This is a genomic window from Chloroflexota bacterium (genome assembly GCA_026713825.1).
Lineage (GTDB): Bacteria > Chloroflexota > Dehalococcoidia > Lucifugimonadales > UBA1127 > UBA1127.
This window is the reverse complement of the sequence record JAPONS010000081.1, coordinates 13,077-29,825: the sequence shown is the minus strand read 5'-3', so window position 1 is coordinate 29,825 and position 16,749 is coordinate 13,077. Positions and strand designations below refer to the sequence as shown.

At 67.2% G+C, this 16,749-nt stretch carries 20 protein-coding genes; 8 read left to right on the top strand and 12 right to left on the bottom strand.

Translation table 11 applies throughout. The features are described from left to right. Positions 1 to 382 precede the first annotated feature (382 nt). From OXC99_10585 to OXC99_10570, 4 genes are all read left to right on the top strand, one after another. Entirely contained in the window at positions 383 to 712 is a 330-nt protein-coding gene (locus OXC99_10585; protein MCY4625428.1) for an antibiotic biosynthesis monooxygenase, read from the top strand. Between the two features lie 121 nt (positions 713 to 833). Next, positions 834 to 1,136 (top strand): hypothetical protein, encoded by a 303-nt coding sequence (locus tag OXC99_10580; protein ID MCY4625427.1) that lies wholly within the window; start codon positions 834 to 836, stop codon positions 1,134 to 1,136. A 92-nt stretch (positions 1,137 to 1,228) separates the two neighbouring features. Then, positions 1,229 to 1,654 carry a GNAT family N-acetyltransferase gene (locus OXC99_10575; protein ID MCY4625426.1) on the top strand — a complete coding sequence of 142 codons (426 nt, stop codon included), beginning with the start codon at positions 1,229 to 1,231 and terminating at the stop codon, positions 1,652 to 1,654. 16 nt (positions 1,655 to 1,670) lie between these two features. Beyond that, on the top strand, positions 1,671 to 2,708 hold the full coding sequence (locus OXC99_10570) for a hypothetical protein (GenBank protein ID MCY4625425.1): 1,038 nt from the start codon (positions 1,671 to 1,673) through the stop codon (positions 2,706 to 2,708). 167 nt (positions 2,709 to 2,875) lie between these two features. Here the strand turns inward: OXC99_10570 and OXC99_10565 are convergent, their stop codons facing one another. Continuing rightward, positions 2,876 to 3,481 carry a hypothetical protein gene (locus tag OXC99_10565; GenBank protein ID MCY4625424.1) on the bottom strand — a complete coding sequence of 202 codons (606 nt, stop codon included), beginning with the start codon at positions 3,479 to 3,481 and terminating at the stop codon, positions 2,876 to 2,878. 216 nt (positions 3,482 to 3,697) lie between these two features. Beyond that, positions 3,698 to 4,192: a hypothetical protein gene (locus OXC99_10560; GenBank protein MCY4625423.1), complete on the bottom strand. Its 495-nt coding sequence runs from the start codon at positions 4,190 to 4,192 to the stop codon at positions 3,698 to 3,700. Positions 4,193 to 4,573: 381 nt separating this feature from the next. Here OXC99_10560 and OXC99_10555 point away from each other — a divergent pair, with 381 nt between their 5' ends. Next, entirely contained in the window at positions 4,574 to 5,848 is a 1,275-nt protein-coding gene (locus tag OXC99_10555) for a histidine kinase (protein MCY4625422.1), read from the top strand. Further along, positions 5,835 to 6,491, top strand: a complete 657-nt coding sequence (locus tag OXC99_10550) for a response regulator transcription factor (protein ID MCY4625421.1) — start codon at positions 5,835 to 5,837, stop codon at positions 6,489 to 6,491. The genes OXC99_10555 and OXC99_10550 overlap by 14 nt, the downstream gene beginning before the upstream one ends. A gap of 99 nt (positions 6,492 to 6,590) precedes the next feature. On the opposite strand, the gene OXC99_10545 is transcribed toward OXC99_10550, so the two are convergent. The 5 genes from OXC99_10545 to OXC99_10525 form a co-directional block, all read right to left on the bottom strand. Beyond that, entirely contained in the window at positions 6,591 to 6,713 is a 123-nt protein-coding gene (locus OXC99_10545; GenBank protein MCY4625420.1) for a hypothetical protein, read from the bottom strand. Positions 6,714 to 6,938: 225 nt separating this feature from the next. Then, a complete protein-coding gene (locus tag OXC99_10540; protein MCY4625419.1) occupies positions 6,939 to 8,081 on the bottom strand; it encodes a DUF1295 domain-containing protein in 1,143 nt (380 codons plus the stop codon). Between the two features lie 171 nt (positions 8,082 to 8,252). Continuing rightward, positions 8,253 to 8,840 carry a TlpA disulfide reductase family protein gene (locus OXC99_10535; protein ID MCY4625418.1) on the bottom strand — a complete coding sequence of 196 codons (588 nt, stop codon included), beginning with the start codon at positions 8,838 to 8,840 and terminating at the stop codon, positions 8,253 to 8,255. Beyond that, positions 8,837 to 10,099, bottom strand: a complete 1,263-nt coding sequence (locus OXC99_10530; GenBank protein MCY4625417.1) for a hypothetical protein — start codon at positions 10,097 to 10,099, stop codon at positions 8,837 to 8,839. The genes OXC99_10535 and OXC99_10530 overlap by 4 nt, the downstream gene beginning before the upstream one ends. Beyond that, the gene (locus tag OXC99_10525) at positions 10,096 to 10,509 is read right to left on the bottom strand and encodes a hypothetical protein (GenBank protein MCY4625416.1); all 414 of its coding nucleotides are present in this window, start codon (positions 10,507 to 10,509) and stop codon (positions 10,096 to 10,098) included. Before OXC99_10525 ends, OXC99_10530 begins: the two co-directional genes overlap by 4 nt. Before the next feature lie 80 nt (positions 10,510 to 10,589). Here OXC99_10525 and OXC99_10520 point away from each other — a divergent pair, with 80 nt between their 5' ends. Continuing rightward, the gene (locus tag OXC99_10520; GenBank protein MCY4625415.1) at positions 10,590 to 10,844 is read left to right on the top strand and encodes a ribbon-helix-helix protein, CopG family; all 255 of its coding nucleotides are present in this window, start codon (positions 10,590 to 10,592) and stop codon (positions 10,842 to 10,844) included. A 9-nt stretch (positions 10,845 to 10,853) separates the two neighbouring features. Further along, positions 10,854 to 11,297 carry a type II toxin-antitoxin system VapC family toxin gene (locus OXC99_10515; protein ID MCY4625414.1) on the top strand — a complete coding sequence of 148 codons (444 nt, stop codon included), beginning with the start codon at positions 10,854 to 10,856 and terminating at the stop codon, positions 11,295 to 11,297. A 105-nt stretch (positions 11,298 to 11,402) separates the two neighbouring features. On the opposite strand, the gene OXC99_10510 is transcribed toward OXC99_10515, so the two are convergent. The 5 genes from OXC99_10510 to nrfD all read right to left on the bottom strand — a co-directional run bounded on the left by OXC99_10510 (position 11,403) and on the right by nrfD (position 16,675). Then, positions 11,403 to 13,379: a heme lyase CcmF/NrfE family subunit gene (locus tag OXC99_10510; GenBank protein MCY4625413.1), complete on the bottom strand. Its 1,977-nt coding sequence runs from the start codon at positions 13,377 to 13,379 to the stop codon at positions 11,403 to 11,405. Between the two features lie 135 nt (positions 13,380 to 13,514). After that, on the bottom strand, positions 13,515 to 14,048 hold the full coding sequence (locus OXC99_10505; GenBank protein MCY4625412.1) for a cytochrome c-type biogenesis protein CcmH: 534 nt from the start codon (positions 14,046 to 14,048) through the stop codon (positions 13,515 to 13,517). A gap of 88 nt (positions 14,049 to 14,136) precedes the next feature. Further along, positions 14,137 to 14,703 (bottom strand): cytochrome c, encoded by a 567-nt coding sequence (locus OXC99_10500; GenBank protein MCY4625411.1) that lies wholly within the window; start codon positions 14,701 to 14,703, stop codon positions 14,137 to 14,139. 62 nt (positions 14,704 to 14,765) lie between these two features. Then, on the bottom strand, positions 14,766 to 15,278 hold the full coding sequence (locus OXC99_10495; GenBank protein MCY4625410.1) for a DUF3341 domain-containing protein: 513 nt from the start codon (positions 15,276 to 15,278) through the stop codon (positions 14,766 to 14,768). Positions 15,279 to 15,295: 17 nt separating this feature from the next. Further along, complete coding sequence (gene nrfD, locus OXC99_10490) at positions 15,296 to 16,675, bottom strand: polysulfide reductase NrfD (protein MCY4625409.1); 1,380 nt, start codon at positions 16,673 to 16,675, stop codon at positions 15,296 to 15,298. Positions 16,676 to 16,749 lie beyond the last annotated feature (74 nt).

The window sequence follows — 16,749 nt, the reverse complement described above, 5'->3', positions numbered from 1 at the left end:
CGGTGAGACAGAACCGAATGGACGATGGCCATGCGTAGAGGTGAGACCTCAAACAGTTGTCGGGAGTTAGAGAGATGTCGCAGGAGTCTCTGAGCGCTGAAGCCACAACTTCGGCTCACATTAGATTTGAATATGCTTGGCGATACTTTGCCTTCTGCAAATGGCTAAGCTAAGGTTTCTCGCACTAGAGACCACTAGTAGTTCACTTGACTCATTTTCAGCACCATCGATGACGTGAGCGGGTGGGGGGTGGCTGACCACGCCCAACGGCATGGAAGACCGGCCTGAGGATGCCGAACGGGGGTTGGAAGAGCTTGAGGCGTGGCAGGCCCACGCGGCTTGGGCAAGCTCCGAAATGTGGACGGGCAACAGGAGGACGACAATGAGCGTAGTCAAGATCAACGCGATCACCCCGGCGGAGGGCGCGGGGGCGGAGCTGGAGGCGCGGTTCGGCAAGCGGGCGGGGGAAGTGGAGCGGATGGAAGGGTTTGAGGGGTTCCAACTGCTGCGGCCCGTGGAGGGCGAGACTCGGTACTACGTGTACACGCGGTGGCGCTCCGAGGAGGACTTTCTGCGCTGGGTGAACAGCGATGAGTTCAAGCGCGGGCATGCCCGGTCGGACGGCGGGACGCCGGTGGCGACACACTCGTCGCTGCTGTCGTTCGAGGTGGTCGAGTGGCCGGTGGAGGCGCCCGTCGAGTCGGGGTCGTAGCGGGACGCTGGTTGGCCGGCAGAGGTTTTGGTGAGGCTTCCATCCCGCATGGGCTTCACCGGGGCCGCGGGACGTTCTATCCTTGCTGTACGACACAGTCGATGACAGTGGAGGACGGCCCATGACTACGACGAACGACATGGAAGACCGCTTCGAGGACGCCGAGCGGGGGTTGGAGTGGCTGGAGAAGCTGGAGGCGCTGCAGACGCGCTCGGCGTCCAACCGGGCGGCCTTCGAGGTGGCGGAGTACGTGATGAAGCTGCGGTCGGCGGTGACGGCGCTGGCCGGGGAGCGGCCGGCGCTGGAGCTCGCGGAGGCCGTGGGCGCGGAGACGGCGGCGCTCGTCGAGGAGCTGCGGCAGGCGGGGGACAGCGACTACTGGAACACGCGGATCCGGCCCGCGCTGCTGAAGTTGGAGGGGTGAGCGGGGGCGTTCGGCTGGGGTGATGCTCGCCGGCGGCGGGGCCGTTGGCGAGGGCGCGGGCCGTCGGGGAAGCTGCGAGGGTGGTTTTCGATATGTCGACAGGGGAAGTGACGATCAGGGATTGCCGCCGAGAAGACGTTGCAAGCGTCCTTGCTCTATGGGCCGCTTCGCCTGCTGCGCCTACCCCAACCGACACGCCTGAAGACCTCGAGCGCGCTGTGTCTGAGCCCGGACTCGAGTTCCTTGTAGCAGAATCGAATGGCGAAATCACCGGCACCATCATTGGGGGCTTTGACGGATGGCGCGGGTCAATCTACAGACTCACCGTTGCAGAACAGTATCAGCGGCAGGGCATTGGACGTGCGCTCCTGGAGGAAGTGAAGGCTCGCTTCGCGCTCAATGGCGTGAAGGTGGTGGGCGCGTATGTCCGAAAGGACCATCCGTGGGCGTTGGACTACTGGGATTCAGTGGGCTTCAAGCTCGACGAGCGTTTCGTGATATTCATGCATAGGATGTAGCGCCTTGCGGTGCGCTGTGGCGGTCTGCATCCTGCTGGCCGCTGCGTTGCTTGCGTGCGACGGCGGCGATGCTCCCACGGACGAACGGACTCAGGACGTCGGGAAGGCCGACGCCGAGGCGGAGTGGGACGCGCTCGACAAGGAGCAGTGGGCCGACGCCAAGGACGGGGAGAAGTCGCTGCCGGCGGGCGACGTGGTGGAGCGGACCGTCGCGGTGGTGGAGGCCTCGGGCGGCGAGGTGCACTACGTCGAGCACGCCGGACGTGGGGAGCGCGCGGCGCTGGTGACGCCGGTCGAGTTTGTCGACGGGGAGACGCCGCTGGTCGTGTCGCTGCACGGGTTTGGGGGCGACTCGGCCTGGCAGTCGGTGTCCGTGCCGCTGCACATGCGCGTGAACTCGGACGGGTTCGCGCTGCTGCTGCCGAACGGGGTTCAGGGCGCCGAGGGCAGCCGCTTCTGGAACCCCACCGACGAGTGCTGCGAGGGCGGAAAGTCGGGCGAGGACGACATCGCGTACCTGACGGAGCTGGTTGCGGAGGCACGGGAGGCGTGGAACTTCGGGCCGGTGTACTTCTTCGGGTACTCCAACGGCGGGTTCATGGCGCACCACATGGCGTGCAAGGGGCTGCCGGGCCTCCGCGCCGTGGCGAGCCTCGCCGGCACGAGCTACGTCGAGGAATCGAGCTGCGACGGCGCTCCACCGGTGTCGGCGCTGCACGTCCACGGGACGGCGGACCGCGTGATCATGTTCCAGGGCGACGAAACCGAGGCGGGCGCGAAGGGCGAGCGAGCGTTCTACCTCGGGGCGCGGGAGATGGTCGAACGCTGGAGCCGCAAGGCGGGCTGCGAGTGGCCCTCGGACGCGCAGCCGTACGCGGACGTCGACCTGGACGAGCACGTGCCGGGGGCCGAGACGCAGGCGTACCGCGTCGAGACGGGGTGCGCCGGTGGGGTCACGGTCGAGCTGTGGGCGTCGTCGGGGAGCGGGCATGCGCCGGGGTACGGCGAGGGCTTCGTGGCCGCGCTGGTGGCGTGGCTGCTGGCGCGGGGGTAAGGAGTGGGCGCGACACGCCTCTCGACCTCACGCAGGGCCAACAGACGTGCAACACTCTGGGCTCCCGCCTTGGCAGGAACCCAGAGTGTGCAGGAGGAGGGACGAGGGGTAAAGGGGCGCATTTACCCCCGGAACGTCATTTCTTCCGCCGGCTTCCTGGCCGGGACCTAGCCCTCCGTCACGAAGAACTCTGCCCACATGCCCTCGAGGAAGTGGGCCTCCGGGTGGCCGTCATCGCCGATCTCGTCCGCGTCGACGATGTTGCAGAGGAGGACGTAGCGGCCGGGCAAGAGCAGGTACTCGCCGGAAGCGGCCTGACCGACGTCGAACTCCTCAATCTCGGCGATGAACTCGACGCCTTCCACGCCCTCCTCGGGCAGGAAGCCGCGCTCGTCCTGGTTCGCCTCGGCGATGGCGAGCAACTGCTGGATGGAGAGGTCGGTCTTGAAGATCACCATCTCGTGCGGGTCTGCGGGCCCGCCGTTGGAGGCGGTGAACTCGATGACGCCGGAGGGGACGGTGTTAGGGGTCACGGTCAGCGACCACTCGCCCAGGGCGACGCCGACGTGCCGCTCCTCGGCTTCCATCATGGACAGCTCTGCCTGGTACTTGGCCTCGGCCTCTTCGTAGCCCTTCTCGAAGCCGTCCTGGTAACCGGCGGCGCGCGATGCCGACACGGCGGCGTTGTGCTCGATCTCGGCGATGCCGGAGCTGCACGCCATGGCCGATGTCATTGCGAGAGCCAGGACAACCAGAAATACGAATCTCACCATGTAGCGCTCCTACTGGTACACAGAGTCGCTGCCTGCAGGTCGCCCCTGGAGTCCGCTCAGGGCCAGGGGGACGGAGGCCGGAAGCTCACCCTGACAGCCGCCCGGAACACCTTGCCCGCGGGGCACAGGGGCATCACCACGAGGCTTGTGCTGAAGTCGTTTCGACTTCTTGAAAGGGCGGGCCGCCGGGACGCGACGGCCCACCCCCGGCGTCAGCTAGTTGACGGTGAAGGTCGTGTACATCCCCTCGAGGAAGTGGCTCTCAGGGTTGCCTTCCTCGTCCAGCTCTTCGGGCTCGACGATGTTGCAGATGAAGACGTAACTGCCGGCCGAGAGCTCAAAGACGCCGGTCATTGCCAGACCGACGTCGAACTCCTCAACCTCGCCGATGAACTCGACGCCGCTCACGCCCTCTTCGGGCAGGAAGCCGCGCTCCTCCGGGTTCGCGATGGCGATCCGCTCCAGCTCGTCCTTGGCAACGGAGGTCTTGAAGATGACCAGCTCGTGCGGGTCAGCGGGGCCGCCGTTGGAGACGTTGAACCGGACCAAGCCGGCCGGGACGCTGTTGGGGGTGGAGGTGATGCTCCACTCGCCGAGAGCTACGCCGACGTTGGATACAAGCTCATAGCCCTCGGGAACCTCGTCGTCGCCGCAAGCCATGGCCCCAAATGTCAGCAGGACCACCAAGACCAGTGTGATGCCTCTAATCATGTCAGCCTCCCTCCTGCTTGGATGCGTCACGCCTGGGGAGCGTCCCACTCACCGAGCGCCACGCATGCCGCCTCGCCCGACCCGGGTACGAGAGGTTGCCGGAAACCCCCTCGAAACGACCGAGTCAAGGGCTCCCCGCCTGGCCCGCGCGAGGCCCTTGATTGGCAGCGCCCAGCGGGCAGCCGGGGAAGTGCGTAGTCTGTCGCCAGACCGCCACCTTGGGAAGCAATCGTGACTCCACAGGTACAATTGCTCTATCAGCAGGGGCATTTGCATCTTGCGGACAGTTGTCAAAGTGGGTAGGTTGTTGAAAAGTGCGCTAATCACCCAGCCGGACATCGTAAGAGCGCTCGAGAAGCCGTCGTTGGGGTGGTAGGCGAGATGCTCCACGGAACACTCATCAACCAGGGCCGGTTCATCCTCACCAGGACAACCAGCGCCCTGCGGGCAAACGACTGGTCACGCAGCCAGAGCGATTCCGATGGTCTGCGGTTCCTTACGAGCATTGCGGTCTGGGGACACTGGGCCGGCGTGGCTATCTTTCTGTATGAGATCGTGCATCACATCGGCGACGAATTTGCCGAGTTCTTCCTGTATGCAGTGTTGGTGTTCACGTTGGCCGGGATCAACGGATCCCTCCACTACCGGCTCTGGTCCAACAGAACGCTTACCTGGGATTGGCTTCTGATCCTCTTCACGCTGGACGCGGTGCTGGTGTCTGTGTGGCTGGCTCTGAGCGGCGGCTTCGACCACCCCTTCATCCATCTCTTCTACTACCCCGTGCTGGCGGCCTTCGCGTTGAGCCTCGGTTCCTTCAGACACTCCATGGCCCTGATGACCACTGTGTCCGCCGTCTACGTGGGAATCAGCCTGACGGCGGGCAACGGAATAGACCTTGCGGCCAATGAACATGAGACCGTCCTTGCCCGGGTTGCCGTCATGTATGCGGTTGTCGCCGCAGTCACGCTGGCCATGAGGTTCGAACGAGTGGGGCGCAGGCGGGCCGAGGAGCACGAGCGGGCCCTCGAGCGCGAGCGCATGGAGCTGTCCCACACCATTCACGACACCGCAGCCCAGTCCGCCTACATGATCGGACTGGGCATCGACTCGGCCAGAAACCTGGCCGGCAACGCGAACCCGGAACTGGCTGCCACGCTTGAGGAGACCTCTCACATGTCCCGGTCCATTCTCTGGGAACTGCGCCACCCCATCAACATGGGAGGCATCTACGAGGGGCGGGGGATCGGCAGGACCCTCAGGTCACACGCAACCAGCTTCACCAATATCACCGGTGTCCCGGCCGAGTTGAAGCAGACCGGATTCGAGCCGGAGCTGTCAACGCAGCAGACGAGTCTGCTCTTCTCGATTGCGCACAACGCGCTCACCAACGCCTACCGCCATGCGGAGGCATGCAGGGTGGCTGTTGACCTTGCCTTCGGCGAGGATGACATCCGCCTGTCGGTGTCGGACGACGGGGCCGGGCTTTCCGAGGGCTACGCGGAGCGCGGCAGTGGCTTCGCAAACATGGCCAGTAGCGCGGAGCGCCTGGGAGGGAGCCTCATCGTGGAGGAACGAGGGGCCATGGGCGGGGCGAGCGTGACCTGCGTGATCCCCATGCAGCGCGAACGAGAGGAGCGCCGCGATGGCATCGGGTGAGCGCCTCCGGGTGATGATCGTCGACGACCATTCGGTCCTGCGGTTCGGCCTGAAGCAGGTCCTCGAGCAGACGGGGGAGTTCGAGGTGGTCGGACAGGCCGCGGACGGCGAGGAGGCGGTGCGGGTGGCCGCCGAGGTGCTGCCCGACACCATCGTCATGGACGTGATGCTGCCGAAGAAAGACGGTGTGGCGGCGTGCAGGGAGATCATGGAGGCCCATCCCGAGACGCGGGTGGTCATGCTGACGGCCTCCACGGAGGAGGACGCGGTGGTGGAGGCCGTGGCCGCGGGGGCGACCGGCTACCTCCAGAAGGAAACGGGCCTGGACCGGCTGCTGGCAGTCGTACGCGGCGTTGCGCAGGGGGAGCTTCACGTGCCTGCCGAGGTTGTGCGGCGCGTGTTCAAGGGTATGCGCGGTAGAGAGACAGGCGATGCCGCGCAGAAGGCCGGCCTGACAACACGGGAAAGGGAGATCCTCATCTCCTTTGCACGTGGCATGTCCTACGCCCGAATAGCGGAGGAGCGGGGGATCAGGCCGGTGACCGTTCGCAACGCCGTCTACGGCATTCAGCAGAAGCTGAACGTCGCGTCGATGCAGGAGCTGGTGCTCTGGGCGGCGCGGAACGGCCTGACGGAGGGGTAGGGCGGGGACGGTGCGGGGCACGCGCCACGCCGCGGGCTTCGAGGAGGCGCTGGTGGCGTGACTGCCGACGCAGGGGCAGGGAGGCGGCCGCGGCGGGGATCAGAAACCGAGGATGTTCAGGAATCGGCCGAGGGGCGTGTGGCGGCGTTCCACACGTCGCCTCTCCTTGCGCGCCTGCTTGTCGTGCCACTCGCGCTTGTCTTCCTCGTTGATTCCCATCATCGCATCTGCACTCTTATGGAGACCCATATCCCGCAGGTGCTGCGCAGAGTTCACTCTCCAACGAAACGGTCCCGAATACCGCCCGGGCCAGTGGAAGAACATTCGTGACCTCCTCCATGCGATGGGAATTCGACGAGTGCAATTGCGCGCGCATCCCCGGGACCACCATGTCATCGCAGCGTACAGAGAAACCGACCAATGCGCAAACTGAGCTCGGCCCCCCTCCTAGTACACCCCGGGGAAGATGCGGTACTTCACGCGTGACTTGTACTCCGCCCATTTCTCCGGGCCGTACTTTTCTGCGCAGTGCCTGTCGTCGTCGCGCTGGCGGAAGGTGAAGAGGGTGACGATGAAGACGAAGTAAGTCCATGCCCAGGGGACGTCGAAGTGGCCGAAGACCAGGGCGATGGAGAGCGAGAGGAAGCCCTCTCCCATGTAGTTGAAGTGGCGGGCGACGCCCCAGAAGCCGCTGTAGAGGATCTTGCGGTCGCCGGCCTCGATGTACTTGGGCTCGATGATGCCGAGAAACTTGCGGTCGGGCCATCGCTTGAACGTGTACTTCTGCAGGTTGGCGCCGCGCGAGATGCTCCAGCCGAGCAGGAAGAGGGCGCCGGTGCCGATGAGCCACACGTACGTCCAGCCCGTCGAGAAGCCGGGGTCCGGGTAGGCGGCCATGCCCCACAGCGGGAGGATGAAGAGCCACCCGTAGACCACAAGGCCGCCCCAGAAGAGCATGAAGCCGAGGCGCTCGTGGATGAGGTCGTAGGTGTAGAGCTGGACGCGCTCGAAGATGAAGTAGTCGAGGGTGTAGAAGGTGAAGAAGGCGGCGTAGAGGTAGATGCCGGGGTTGGCGTTGCCGCCGAACTCCTCGTAGTGCCAGGCGGCGCCGGAGAGGGCGTTGAGGGCGAGCATCGTGCCGCCGACGACGTAGAACCACATCTTCACGTCGAAGTTGAAGCGGTCGCCCAGGAACGAGATCTCGCGGACGCGGCCGGTCCAGAACGCGGCGATGGGGTTGAGCGCGGTCTTGGGCGCGCCGAACACGGCGATGAGGGCGAAGATGAAGGTGACGACGGTGCCGCCGGCGATGGCGTACATGGTGGAGCGGTAGAACCAGTCGCGGGGCATGCCGGTGATCTCGGTCGCCCACACGGCGATGGCGAGGAGGAAGACGAGGACCCCGTTGAGGCGGTAATTGCGGGGCTCGCCGGTGGCCTCGTCGATGACGTAGCCGGGGACGCGCCTCGCGGGCAGGATGATCTGCGCGAGGGCAAAGGCGGCGAAGATGATGAGGGGGGTGAGGAACCCCCAGACCGCCTCCGTGGTGGAGAGATCGAAAAGGTGTTCAATGCCCAGCCACTCGATCATTGCCGCACCCCCCTTCCCCAACTTGGGGGGCATTATGGGTATGGGGACGGAGGCGGGTCAATGGCGCTCCCGCTGCTGGATACCGGCATGCGCCGGTATGGCGGCGGGGCCGAGGGGGAGGGGCGCTCCCGCTGCTGGATACCGGCATGCGCCGGTATGGCGGCGGGGCGGCTATGGCGTGGCGAGGAGCTCCTGCAGGACGGTATTCAGGGCGTCTTCGCTCATGGGGCCGACGTACTTGCGGACTATGCGGCCCTGGGGGTCTATGAAGTACTTTTCCGGGATGCCGGTGAGGCCGTAGTCGACGCCTATGACGCCGCGGGTGTCGGCGCCGGCGGGGGAGGGTGCGCCGGACTCCTCGATGAAGCGGGCGGCCTCGTCCTCGACGTCCCATACGGCGACGCCGACGAACTCGACGCCCTGCGGCCGGTAGCGGTCGTAGGCGGCGGCGAGGACGGGGGCCTCCTCAATGCAGGGCGGGCACCACGACGACCAGAAGTCGACCATGACGTAGCTGCCGCGCAGGCCGGAGAGGCGCACGGTCTTGCCGTCGAAGGTGGTGAGGGTGAAGTCGCGGGCCACCTCCGTCTGGACCTCGGCCTCTCCGAGGGTGCTGTTGATGGCGACGCCGGCGGGGACGCCGCCGCTGCGGGACAGGGCGACGCCGAGCACCGCAAAGAAGGCAATGAGCGGCACGGCGACGATCGCCATGACGATGAGGCGCTGGCGGTTGGCCCGGCGGTCGGCGTCCTGCGTCATCGCGTCTTCCTCGCAAGCTCGACCAGCCCCGCGCGCTGAAGCTGGTAGTCCTCCCTCTCCACGAGGCCCGACTCAAAGCGCTCGTCCAGATCGGCGATGGCCTTGATGATGTCGCCGCGGGCCATGTCGAGGGCTTCCGCGTCCTCCTGTCGCCTTGCGGCGTCGCGAGACGCGCTGCCCCACCGGCGGCGCAGCAGGATGGCGCCGACGAGCACGACGAGCACGAGGCCGACGGCGCCGGGGAGCGCGCCCCGGCGGAAGCCGTCGCTGCGGACGGCGGACTCGGCGCGCTGGAGGAGCGTGGGCTGCGGGAGCCCGGAGAGCCTGACGGCGGCGCGCATGCCGGGGGCGAGGGGGCCCGCCTCGAGCACCTGGTACCCGGTTTCGCCGATGGCGATGTCGGCGGCGGGGCGCATGCCGGGACCGGAGCTCTCTGCCACCCCCTTCACCACCATGACGCGGTAGGACTCCGCGCCCATGGGGAAGTTGGGCGTGTACTGTTTGATGGAGGACTCGTAGGGGACGCGGTAGACGTAGAGGATGTCGTGGTCGCCGGGCGGGACGGGCGCGGTGAGGGCGAAGCCGCGGTCGACCTGCAGGACGTGGCCGCCGGGCAGCGACGCCTGCACGTCGAGGTCCGCCGCGCCGTCGGGGAGCGAGAAGCGCACCATGCTCATGGGGCCGTCGGTCAGCGTGTCGGCGCGGAAGGTGCGGTCGCCGGTGTTGCGGAGCTTGACGGCCTCCAGCACGGCGAACTGCCGCCGGCTGCCGTCGGCGCCGGTGACGGCGAGGGTGTCGTCGACGAGGGCGAGGACGGCGAAGTCGGTGGTGATCTCGTACACCGTGAGCTCCAGCGGGCCTATGAGCGGCTCGCCGAGGGCGCGGCCGGCGTACTCGACGTCCAGGTAGGTGGCGCGGACCTCGTAGCCGGGGCGGCCCTGCGGGGGGAGGTCCGTGAAGGTGAAGGAGCCGTCGGGCTGCGTGGGGGTGTTGTGCTCGACAAGCTCGCCGGAGCCAAGCTGGTAGCGGAGGGTGACCCAGAGGCCGACGGGCGGCGACCCGCCCGCGGTGCCGTTGCGGACGACGCCGGAGACCGTCGAGGGCGACTGCCCGGAGATGGTCGTGGGCGCGCGCTCGTCCGACTGCGCCCCGACGCTCGCGGGCGACAGACCGCCCGTGGCCAGCGCGGCGGCGAGCATGCCCACCGCGAGCATGGCCGCTGCAAGCGGCGGGGCGACGGCACGGGCGAACGCTCTCACGGGGCCTCGTCCTCCATGCGCTGCAGGTGGGCGCGGGCCTCCTGCACTTCGCGTTCAAGCTCGTCATCCGGCGTAGACGCCTCGCCGAGGAGGCGCTCCTGCTCGCGGACGAGCAACGCGGCGGTGCGGCGGTACTCGCGCATCTGGCGCTCGAACTCCTCACCGTCGACCTGGCCGAGCTCGCGCTCCAACCGGAGCGTCTCGAGGGCGCGGTAGAGGCCCTCGCGCTGGACGCGGACGCCCTCGGCGTCGAAGGGCAGCGCGGGCTCGGCGTCGCGGCGCGCGCGCACGAAGGGCAGCAGCACGACGACGACGGCGGCGACGGCCAGCACGGCTCCGATGACTATGGCCCACACGCTATGCAACTCCCACGATGTGATGCTTCCAGTGTAGCGGACGGGGCTCGGCATTCCTATGGCCGCTACCGGTAAGCGGCAAGTTTGTTGAGGGGCACTTGATGAAGTTATGCAAGAATAGTATGCTATGCATCATGAGAACGACGATCTCCCTTGAAGAACAGCTGGCAAGGCAAATCCGTCGGGAAGCAGCGGCCCGCGGCATGAGCGGGAGCGCCTTCATTGCCAGCACGATGGACGACGCTCTGAAGCGTTCCAAGCCGCAAGAACCGCCGCCGTTTCACCTGGTGACTGTTCGCGGGGTCCGCCCCGTGCCCGGAGTGGACCTCGACCGGACGCGGGACCTGGACGTCCAGGATGACGAGACCCGGTATGCCCGCGGGCGGTGATGTGTCGTAATGCTGCTCCCTGACGTGAATGTTCTCGTCTACGCCCACGTGGAGGACTCCTCCCCCGAACATGCGGCGTACGCCGACTGGGTCACAAGGCTGGCGACCGGCCCTGAGCCGTTTGCCCTGTCTGTTCTGGTCCTGTCGGGTTTCGTCCGCGTGGTCACGAACCCGCGCATCTTCAATCCACCGTCCACCCTGGACCGGTCGTTCGCCTTCATATCGGCCCTGCTGGAGCGGCCGACGGCGCGTGTCGTGGGCCCCGGGCCCGACCACCTGGAAATCTTCGAGCGCCTGTGCCGCGAGGCCAGGGCCACTGGGAAGCTGGTCGCTGACGCCCAGCATGCGGCGGTTGCGGTGGAGCATGGGTGCACCATGGTCACAACGGACTCCGACTTTGGCCGGTTTCAGGGGTTCCAGTGGCAGCACCCGCTCCGCCCCGCCCGGCTCTAACGCCGCTCACCCTCGGTCGGACTTCGCGCCGGGGATGGGCTTGCTGAAAAGAAGGCAGAAGGGCTGCCCCCCATCCTAACCTTCCCCCAGCTGGGGGAAGGGACTTCATGTTGCCGGCACGGCGCGCATGGCGGGGAGGGCGGCGGCGGCGCGCTGGCGCTCCGGCCACAGCGAGACGACGGTGCCGAGCACCAAGATGGGCCCGGCAATCCACAGCCAGACGACCAGCGGGTTGATGTGGATGCGGAAGAGGGCGCGGCCGTCGGCCGAGAACTCGCTGGCGAGGATGTAGAGGTCCTCCACGGGCGTCTGCCGGATGCCCGCGCGCGTCGCGGCCATGGAGAAGGCCGGGTAGAAGGCAAAGCCGGCCTCGACCTGCTCCAGCGGCTGGCCGTCCTTGTAGACCTGTAGCTGCGCGCGCCGCTCGATCCGGTCGGGCTTCAGCGTGGCGGTGCTGCCGAGGAACTCTACCTCGTAGCTGCCGAGGGCTGCGCGCTCGCCGGGCGCGAGGGAGAAGTCGTCCTGCACGCTGTAGAACGACGAGCCCGTCGCCGCAAAGGCGATGAGCACGATGCCGATGTGGGCGATGTAGCCGCCGTAGCGGGGCCGGTTGGACATGATGAGGCGGCCGAACGCCGTGGGATAGCCCTCGCCGCGGGTGTGGCGCACCTGCGTGCCGCGCACCCACTCGCGCACGATGCCCGCGGCCGCGAGTCCGCAGACGCCGAAGGCGAGGGCGGGGAGGAAGGCCCTCGCGCCGAGGGCCACCGCGATGATGGCAGCAATGATCCCGATGATGATGGGGAAACGCAGCAGTCGCAGCAGCCCGCCGCCGGACGAGCGCCGCCAGGGTAAGAGCGGGCCGACGCCCATGAGGGCGACCAGCGCGAGGAATATCGGCCCCGCGACGATGTCGAAGTAGGGGCGGCCGACGGTGACGATGACGCCCTGGAAGACGTCGGTCACCAGCGGGTAGACGACGCCCCAGAGGGTCACCAGCGCGATCATCAGGAAGAGCACGTTGTTGAGCAGGAAGGCGGCCTCGCGGGAGAGCCGCGATTCCAGCGGGGCGTCGCTGCGGAGGCGGTTGTAGCGCCAGAAGAAGACGGCGAATGCGCCGATGAGGTTCACGCCCAGGAAGAGGAGGAAGATCCAGCCCATCGTCGACTGGCCGAAGGAGTGGACGGAGGGCACGGGGCCGCCCCGGTTCATGAACATCCCGTACATGGCGAAACCCCATGCCAGGATGATGAGGGCGATGTTCCACATGCGGAACATGCCGCGCCGCCGCTGCACCATGATGGAGTGGATGAAGGCCGTCAGGGGCAGCCACGGGAGCAGCCCGGCGTTCTCGACGGGGTCCCAGGCCCAGTAGCCGCCCCAGCCGAGGATGGTGTACGCCCACCACGCGCCGAGCAGCAGGCCGATGGTCAGCGTCGCCCAGACGACGAGGCCCCACGTGCGCGCCGTGTCGACCCACTCGTCGCCGGTCTGCCCGGCCAGCAGGTGGCCGATGGCGAAGGCGAAGGGGAGCGCGACGCCGATGAGGCCGGACATGAGCATGGGCGGGTGGAAGAACATGCCGGGGTGGGTCAGGAGCGGGTTGATGCCCTGGCCGTCGGGGGGCGTGACGGGGAGCTCGTAGAAGGGGTTGGCCATCGTCATCATCACTGCGACGAAGAAAACGGTGACGGCCATTAGGACGGCGGTGGTGAAGGGCAGGGCCGGGCGGACCTCGTCGGGCGCGAGGCGGATGGCGAGGGCGGCGGCGCCCGAGAAGATGGCGGCGATGAAGAGGAGCGAGCCCTCGTTGCCGGCGTAAAAGGCGACCCAAGTGAGCCACGGGTCCATGGCGCGGTTGCTGTTGCCAGCCACGTAGCGCAGCGAGAAGTCGTGGTCTACGAAGGCGAGGATGAGGACGACCATGCTGACGCCGAGCATGAAGGGCGTCAGGTAGGCGGCGTAGCGGGCGCTCAGGAGCATCTCGGGGGCGTGGCGCCACTGACCAACCAGCGAGCCGACGCCCGCATAGGCGGCGAGGGCCACCGCGAGGAGGAGCGTTATGGAGCCCAGGTCAGCCATGTGTTACGTGTTCTCCCCTTCCGTTGTTCCCGCGCAAGCGGGAGCCTACCCCTTGGCCTGCGACCCGCTGCCCCGCGCCCCTGGATCCCGGCTTTCGCCGGGATGGAGGAAGCGGGAGCCCAAGTTCGCCATCAGTTACGTGTTCTCCTTGCTGTCCTCGTCGCCCGTCGCCGGCCCGTCGCCGGCGAGCTCGCGATCCACCTGCTGCAGGTAGGGCGCGAGGTCGCCCTCGCCGCCGGCGAGACGCTCGGCGGGTTGCGGCTCCGGCGGGCGCCGGCCCATGAGCTGCGTCACCCAGAAGAGGGCCAGCAGCCCGAGCGCGATGCCCGTGGGCGGCACGGCCCACACCAGCCAGTGAAAGCCCTCGCGCGGCGGCGCGGCGAGCACCCGCTCGCCGTAGCGGTCGACGAAGAACTGCCGGATCTCCGCGTCGGTGCGTCCCTCGTCGATCTGCTCGCGGACGATGACCTGCATGTCCTTGGCGAGCTGCACCTGCGAGCGGTCGATGGTCTCGCCGGGGCAGATGGGGCAGATGAGGGACTGGTCGACGGCCTGCGCGCGCTGCTCCTCCGGTGACAGCGGCGAGACGGCGGAGGTGCAGGCCAGCAGCGCGAGCGCCGCCATGCTCGAGACGAGCGTTACAGGTGCAAGCCGCCGAACTGTCGCCACGTACGTCACCGCTCCGGGCGCGGACTAGTGCCGCGCGCACCAATAATCGTAGGACATGGGCACACTGCGGGGGAAGGCCGCGCCGTGGCTAGCTTTCCTGGAGCTGCCGGACATAGTCGACGAGCAGCCACCGGTCCTCGACTGACAGGAGGTTCCGGAAGGCGGGCATGACCAGCACGCCGTCGGTCAGGATGCCGTAGATGTCGCCGTCCGTCTTCTCGACAGTGGCCTCGTCGGCGAGGTTCGGTACGGGGACGTAGCTGTAGGCGGTCAGGAACTCGTTGACGCGGCCGTCGCCGGCGCCCTCCATGCCGTGGCAGTGGGAGCAGTTCCAGCGGTAGAGCTCGACGGCCTGATCGTAGCCTGCTGTCCCGGGTGCGGCCTCGCCGGCGCGCGGGTTGACGAGTGACGTGTAGTCCGAAGGGTCGACGTGGGGCGCGCGGGTCAGCGTGCGCTCGTCGCCGGCGAACTTGAACGGCACGGCGCCGGGCGGCGAATCGAGCCGCGGCGGCTCCTGGGGCCGGTAGGTCTGCGTATAGTGCATCTCCGCCGCCCAGTCGATGGGGGCGTAGCTGCCGCTCTTGGCAAGACACCCGGAGGCGAGCAGCAGCAACGCGATCGCCGCAAGGGCGAACACGACGCCACGACGTGCCACCGCTCGCCCAGGGGCGAACGGCCGGCGCGTGGGGCTGCCTCCGGTGTGCAACATTCGCAACATTAGCCGCTCACTGGCTCCAGTTGGACGTCTGCGGCGTTGGCCGACTTGAACAGGGCATCGACGCGTTCCGCCTCGCCCTCCGGGGCGACGACGACGAGGCCTATGTAGCCCTCCGTGATGCGGGGGTCGTACAGGTCGAGCTTGGCCTTGGGCAGGCGGGACTCGAAGATGACGCCGATGATGGTGGAGATGATGGCGCCCAGCATCGTGCCCTCGTAGGCGATGATGAACATGGCGGGCAGGGCGAGGATGGGCTTGCCGCCGGTCACCAGCGGGTAGGCGAGCTGCGTCCCCGCGGTCACCAGCACGGCGATGGAGAATCCGAGCATTGCGCCCATCAGCGGCCACACGTAGAGACGGTGGTTGGCCACCTTCTCGCCGAAGGCCCCCTCCGGGTACGGGGTGCCGGACAGCACCTCAAAGTCTTCAAGGCCGCTCTCGCGCAGCTTGTCGGCTGCGTCGACGGCCTCGTCGACCTCCTTGAACACTCCCAGAACGCTTCTGCCTGCCATAGCTCGCCTCGCTTAGCCTATTCCTCCCGGTACGCGGCCGGGACCATCACCTTGCCTACCCGAACGTGCGTCTCCAATGCGACCCCCTCCTTGGCGTCCGCCAGCGGGATGATGGGGAAGAACTTGGAGAACGTGAGAACGCCAAGGAACACGAGACAGAAACTGCCTGCGACCAGGATCAGCTCGATGGGACTCGGGTTGTACGAGCCCCAGTTGAATGTGAGCGGTTGTTTGCGCATGAGGCTGGGGATGATGATGATGAAACGCTCCAGCCACATGCCGATGTTGACCATGAGTGTCGTCCAGAACATGAGGGCCACGTTCGTCCGCACCTTCTTGAACAGCCACAGCGGCACGGGCACCACGTAGCCCATGAGGACGAAGATGATGAACGTCGCGCTGAAGGGCCACTCGAAGACCTGCAGCATCCGCAGCGAGAGCTCCGGCTCCTCGTTGGGGTAGATGCCCAGCAGGAACTCGATGACGAAGAAGTAGAACCACGCCGTCGCCACCACGATCATCAGCCGCGCGAGGGCGTCGAAGTGGTCGTCGCGGATGTAGTTCTCCCAGCGGAACATCCACCGCAGCAGCGCGAGCACCGAGATCACGCCGGCCACGCCGGAGTGCACGGCGCCGATGACGAAGTACGGCGCGAAGATGGTCGCGTTCCAGCCCTCGACGGCGATCTGCACCGCGAAGTCCCACGACACGATGCTGTGCACCGAGACGAACACGGGCAGGATGAGCGCCGACAGCAGGAAGCCCGCGATGATCTGCAGCTTCCACTGCCGCGTGTTGCCCTTCCAGCCGAGGCTCATGAAGCCGTACACCTTGTGCATGAGCCCAGAGGACCGGTCGCGGAGCACGGCCAGGTCCGGGATGAGCAGCAGGATGACGAAGAGCGTCGTGCCCGTCAGGTACGTCGAGATGGCAGTCGGGTCCCAGACGAAGGGGGACCGGATGTCGGGCCAGATGCCGCGGCCGAGGTCGTAGCCGGGGGGCATGGACCAGTAGATGCGCCACGGGCGGCCCGTGTGGAAGAGCGGGTGCAGGGCCGCGGTGCCCAGCGCAAAGATGGTGAGCACCTCCGCCGCGCGGGTCGCGGGGCGTCGCCACTCGGCGTTGCTGAGGCGGAGGATGGCCGAGAGCATGACGCCGGCGTGGCTGATGCCGACCCAGAACACGAAGTTGACCAGCAGGAAGCCCCACATGACGGGGCGGTTGATGCCGTACACGCCCGTACCGTGGTTGATGGCCCACGCGAAACCGCCGATCGCCACGCACACGCCAATGGCCAGCCCGCCCATCAGGAAGTAGAACCAGAGGGGCGTCGCCAGCACTGGCCGCAGCAGATCGCGGTTGATATCCCGCTCTGTCAGAACGGGGCGCAGTTGCATCCCTGTCGCCTAGCCTTTCCTGTTCCGGTCTTCTATCTTCATGCCCGTCCATCCTCCACCCCTCTGGGTTCCCG

Bases quoted from the DNA above. Each gene is read 5' to 3' on its own strand.
- OXC99_10585 (MCY4625428.1), top strand. From the start codon at position 383: ATGAGCGTAGTCAAGATCAACGCGATCACCCCGGCGGAGGGCGCGGGG.
- OXC99_10580 (MCY4625427.1), top strand. From the start codon at position 834: ATGACTACGACGAACGACATGGAAGACCGCTTCGAGGACGCCGAGCGG.
- OXC99_10575 (MCY4625426.1), top strand. From the start codon at position 1,229: ATGTCGACAGGGGAAGTGACGATCAGGGATTGCCGCCGAGAAGACGTT.
- OXC99_10565 (MCY4625424.1), bottom strand. From the start codon at position 3,481: ATGGTGAGATTCGTATTTCTGGTTGTCCTGGCTCTCGCAATGACATCG.
- OXC99_10560 (MCY4625423.1), bottom strand. From the start codon at position 4,192: ATGATTAGAGGCATCACACTGGTCTTGGTGGTCCTGCTGACATTTGGG.
- OXC99_10555 (MCY4625422.1), top strand. From the start codon at position 4,574: ATGCTCCACGGAACACTCATCAACCAGGGCCGGTTCATCCTCACCAGG.
- OXC99_10550 (MCY4625421.1), top strand. From the start codon at position 5,835: ATGGCATCGGGTGAGCGCCTCCGGGTGATGATCGTCGACGACCATTCG.
- OXC99_10545 (MCY4625420.1), bottom strand. From the start codon at position 6,713: ATGATGGGAATCAACGAGGAAGACAAGCGCGAGTGGCACGACAAGCAG.
- OXC99_10540 (MCY4625419.1), bottom strand. From the start codon at position 8,081: ATGATCGAGTGGCTGGGCATTGAACACCTTTTCGATCTCTCCACCACG.
- OXC99_10535 (MCY4625418.1), bottom strand. From the start codon at position 8,840: ATGACGCAGGACGCCGACCGCCGGGCCAACCGCCAGCGCCTCATCGTC.
- OXC99_10525 (MCY4625416.1), bottom strand. From the start codon at position 10,509: ATGCCGAGCCCCGTCCGCTACACTGGAAGCATCACATCGTGGGAGTTG.
- OXC99_10520 (MCY4625415.1), top strand. From the start codon at position 10,590: ATGAGAACGACGATCTCCCTTGAAGAACAGCTGGCAAGGCAAATCCGT.
- OXC99_10515 (MCY4625414.1), top strand. From the start codon at position 10,854: ATGCTGCTCCCTGACGTGAATGTTCTCGTCTACGCCCACGTGGAGGAC.
- OXC99_10510 (MCY4625413.1), bottom strand. From the start codon at position 13,379: ATGGCTGACCTGGGCTCCATAACGCTCCTCCTCGCGGTGGCCCTCGCC.
- OXC99_10495 (MCY4625410.1), bottom strand. From the start codon at position 15,278: ATGGCAGGCAGAAGCGTTCTGGGAGTGTTCAAGGAGGTCGACGAGGCC.
- nrfD (MCY4625409.1), bottom strand. From the start codon at position 16,675: ATGCAACTGCGCCCCGTTCTGACAGAGCGGGATATCAACCGCGATCTG.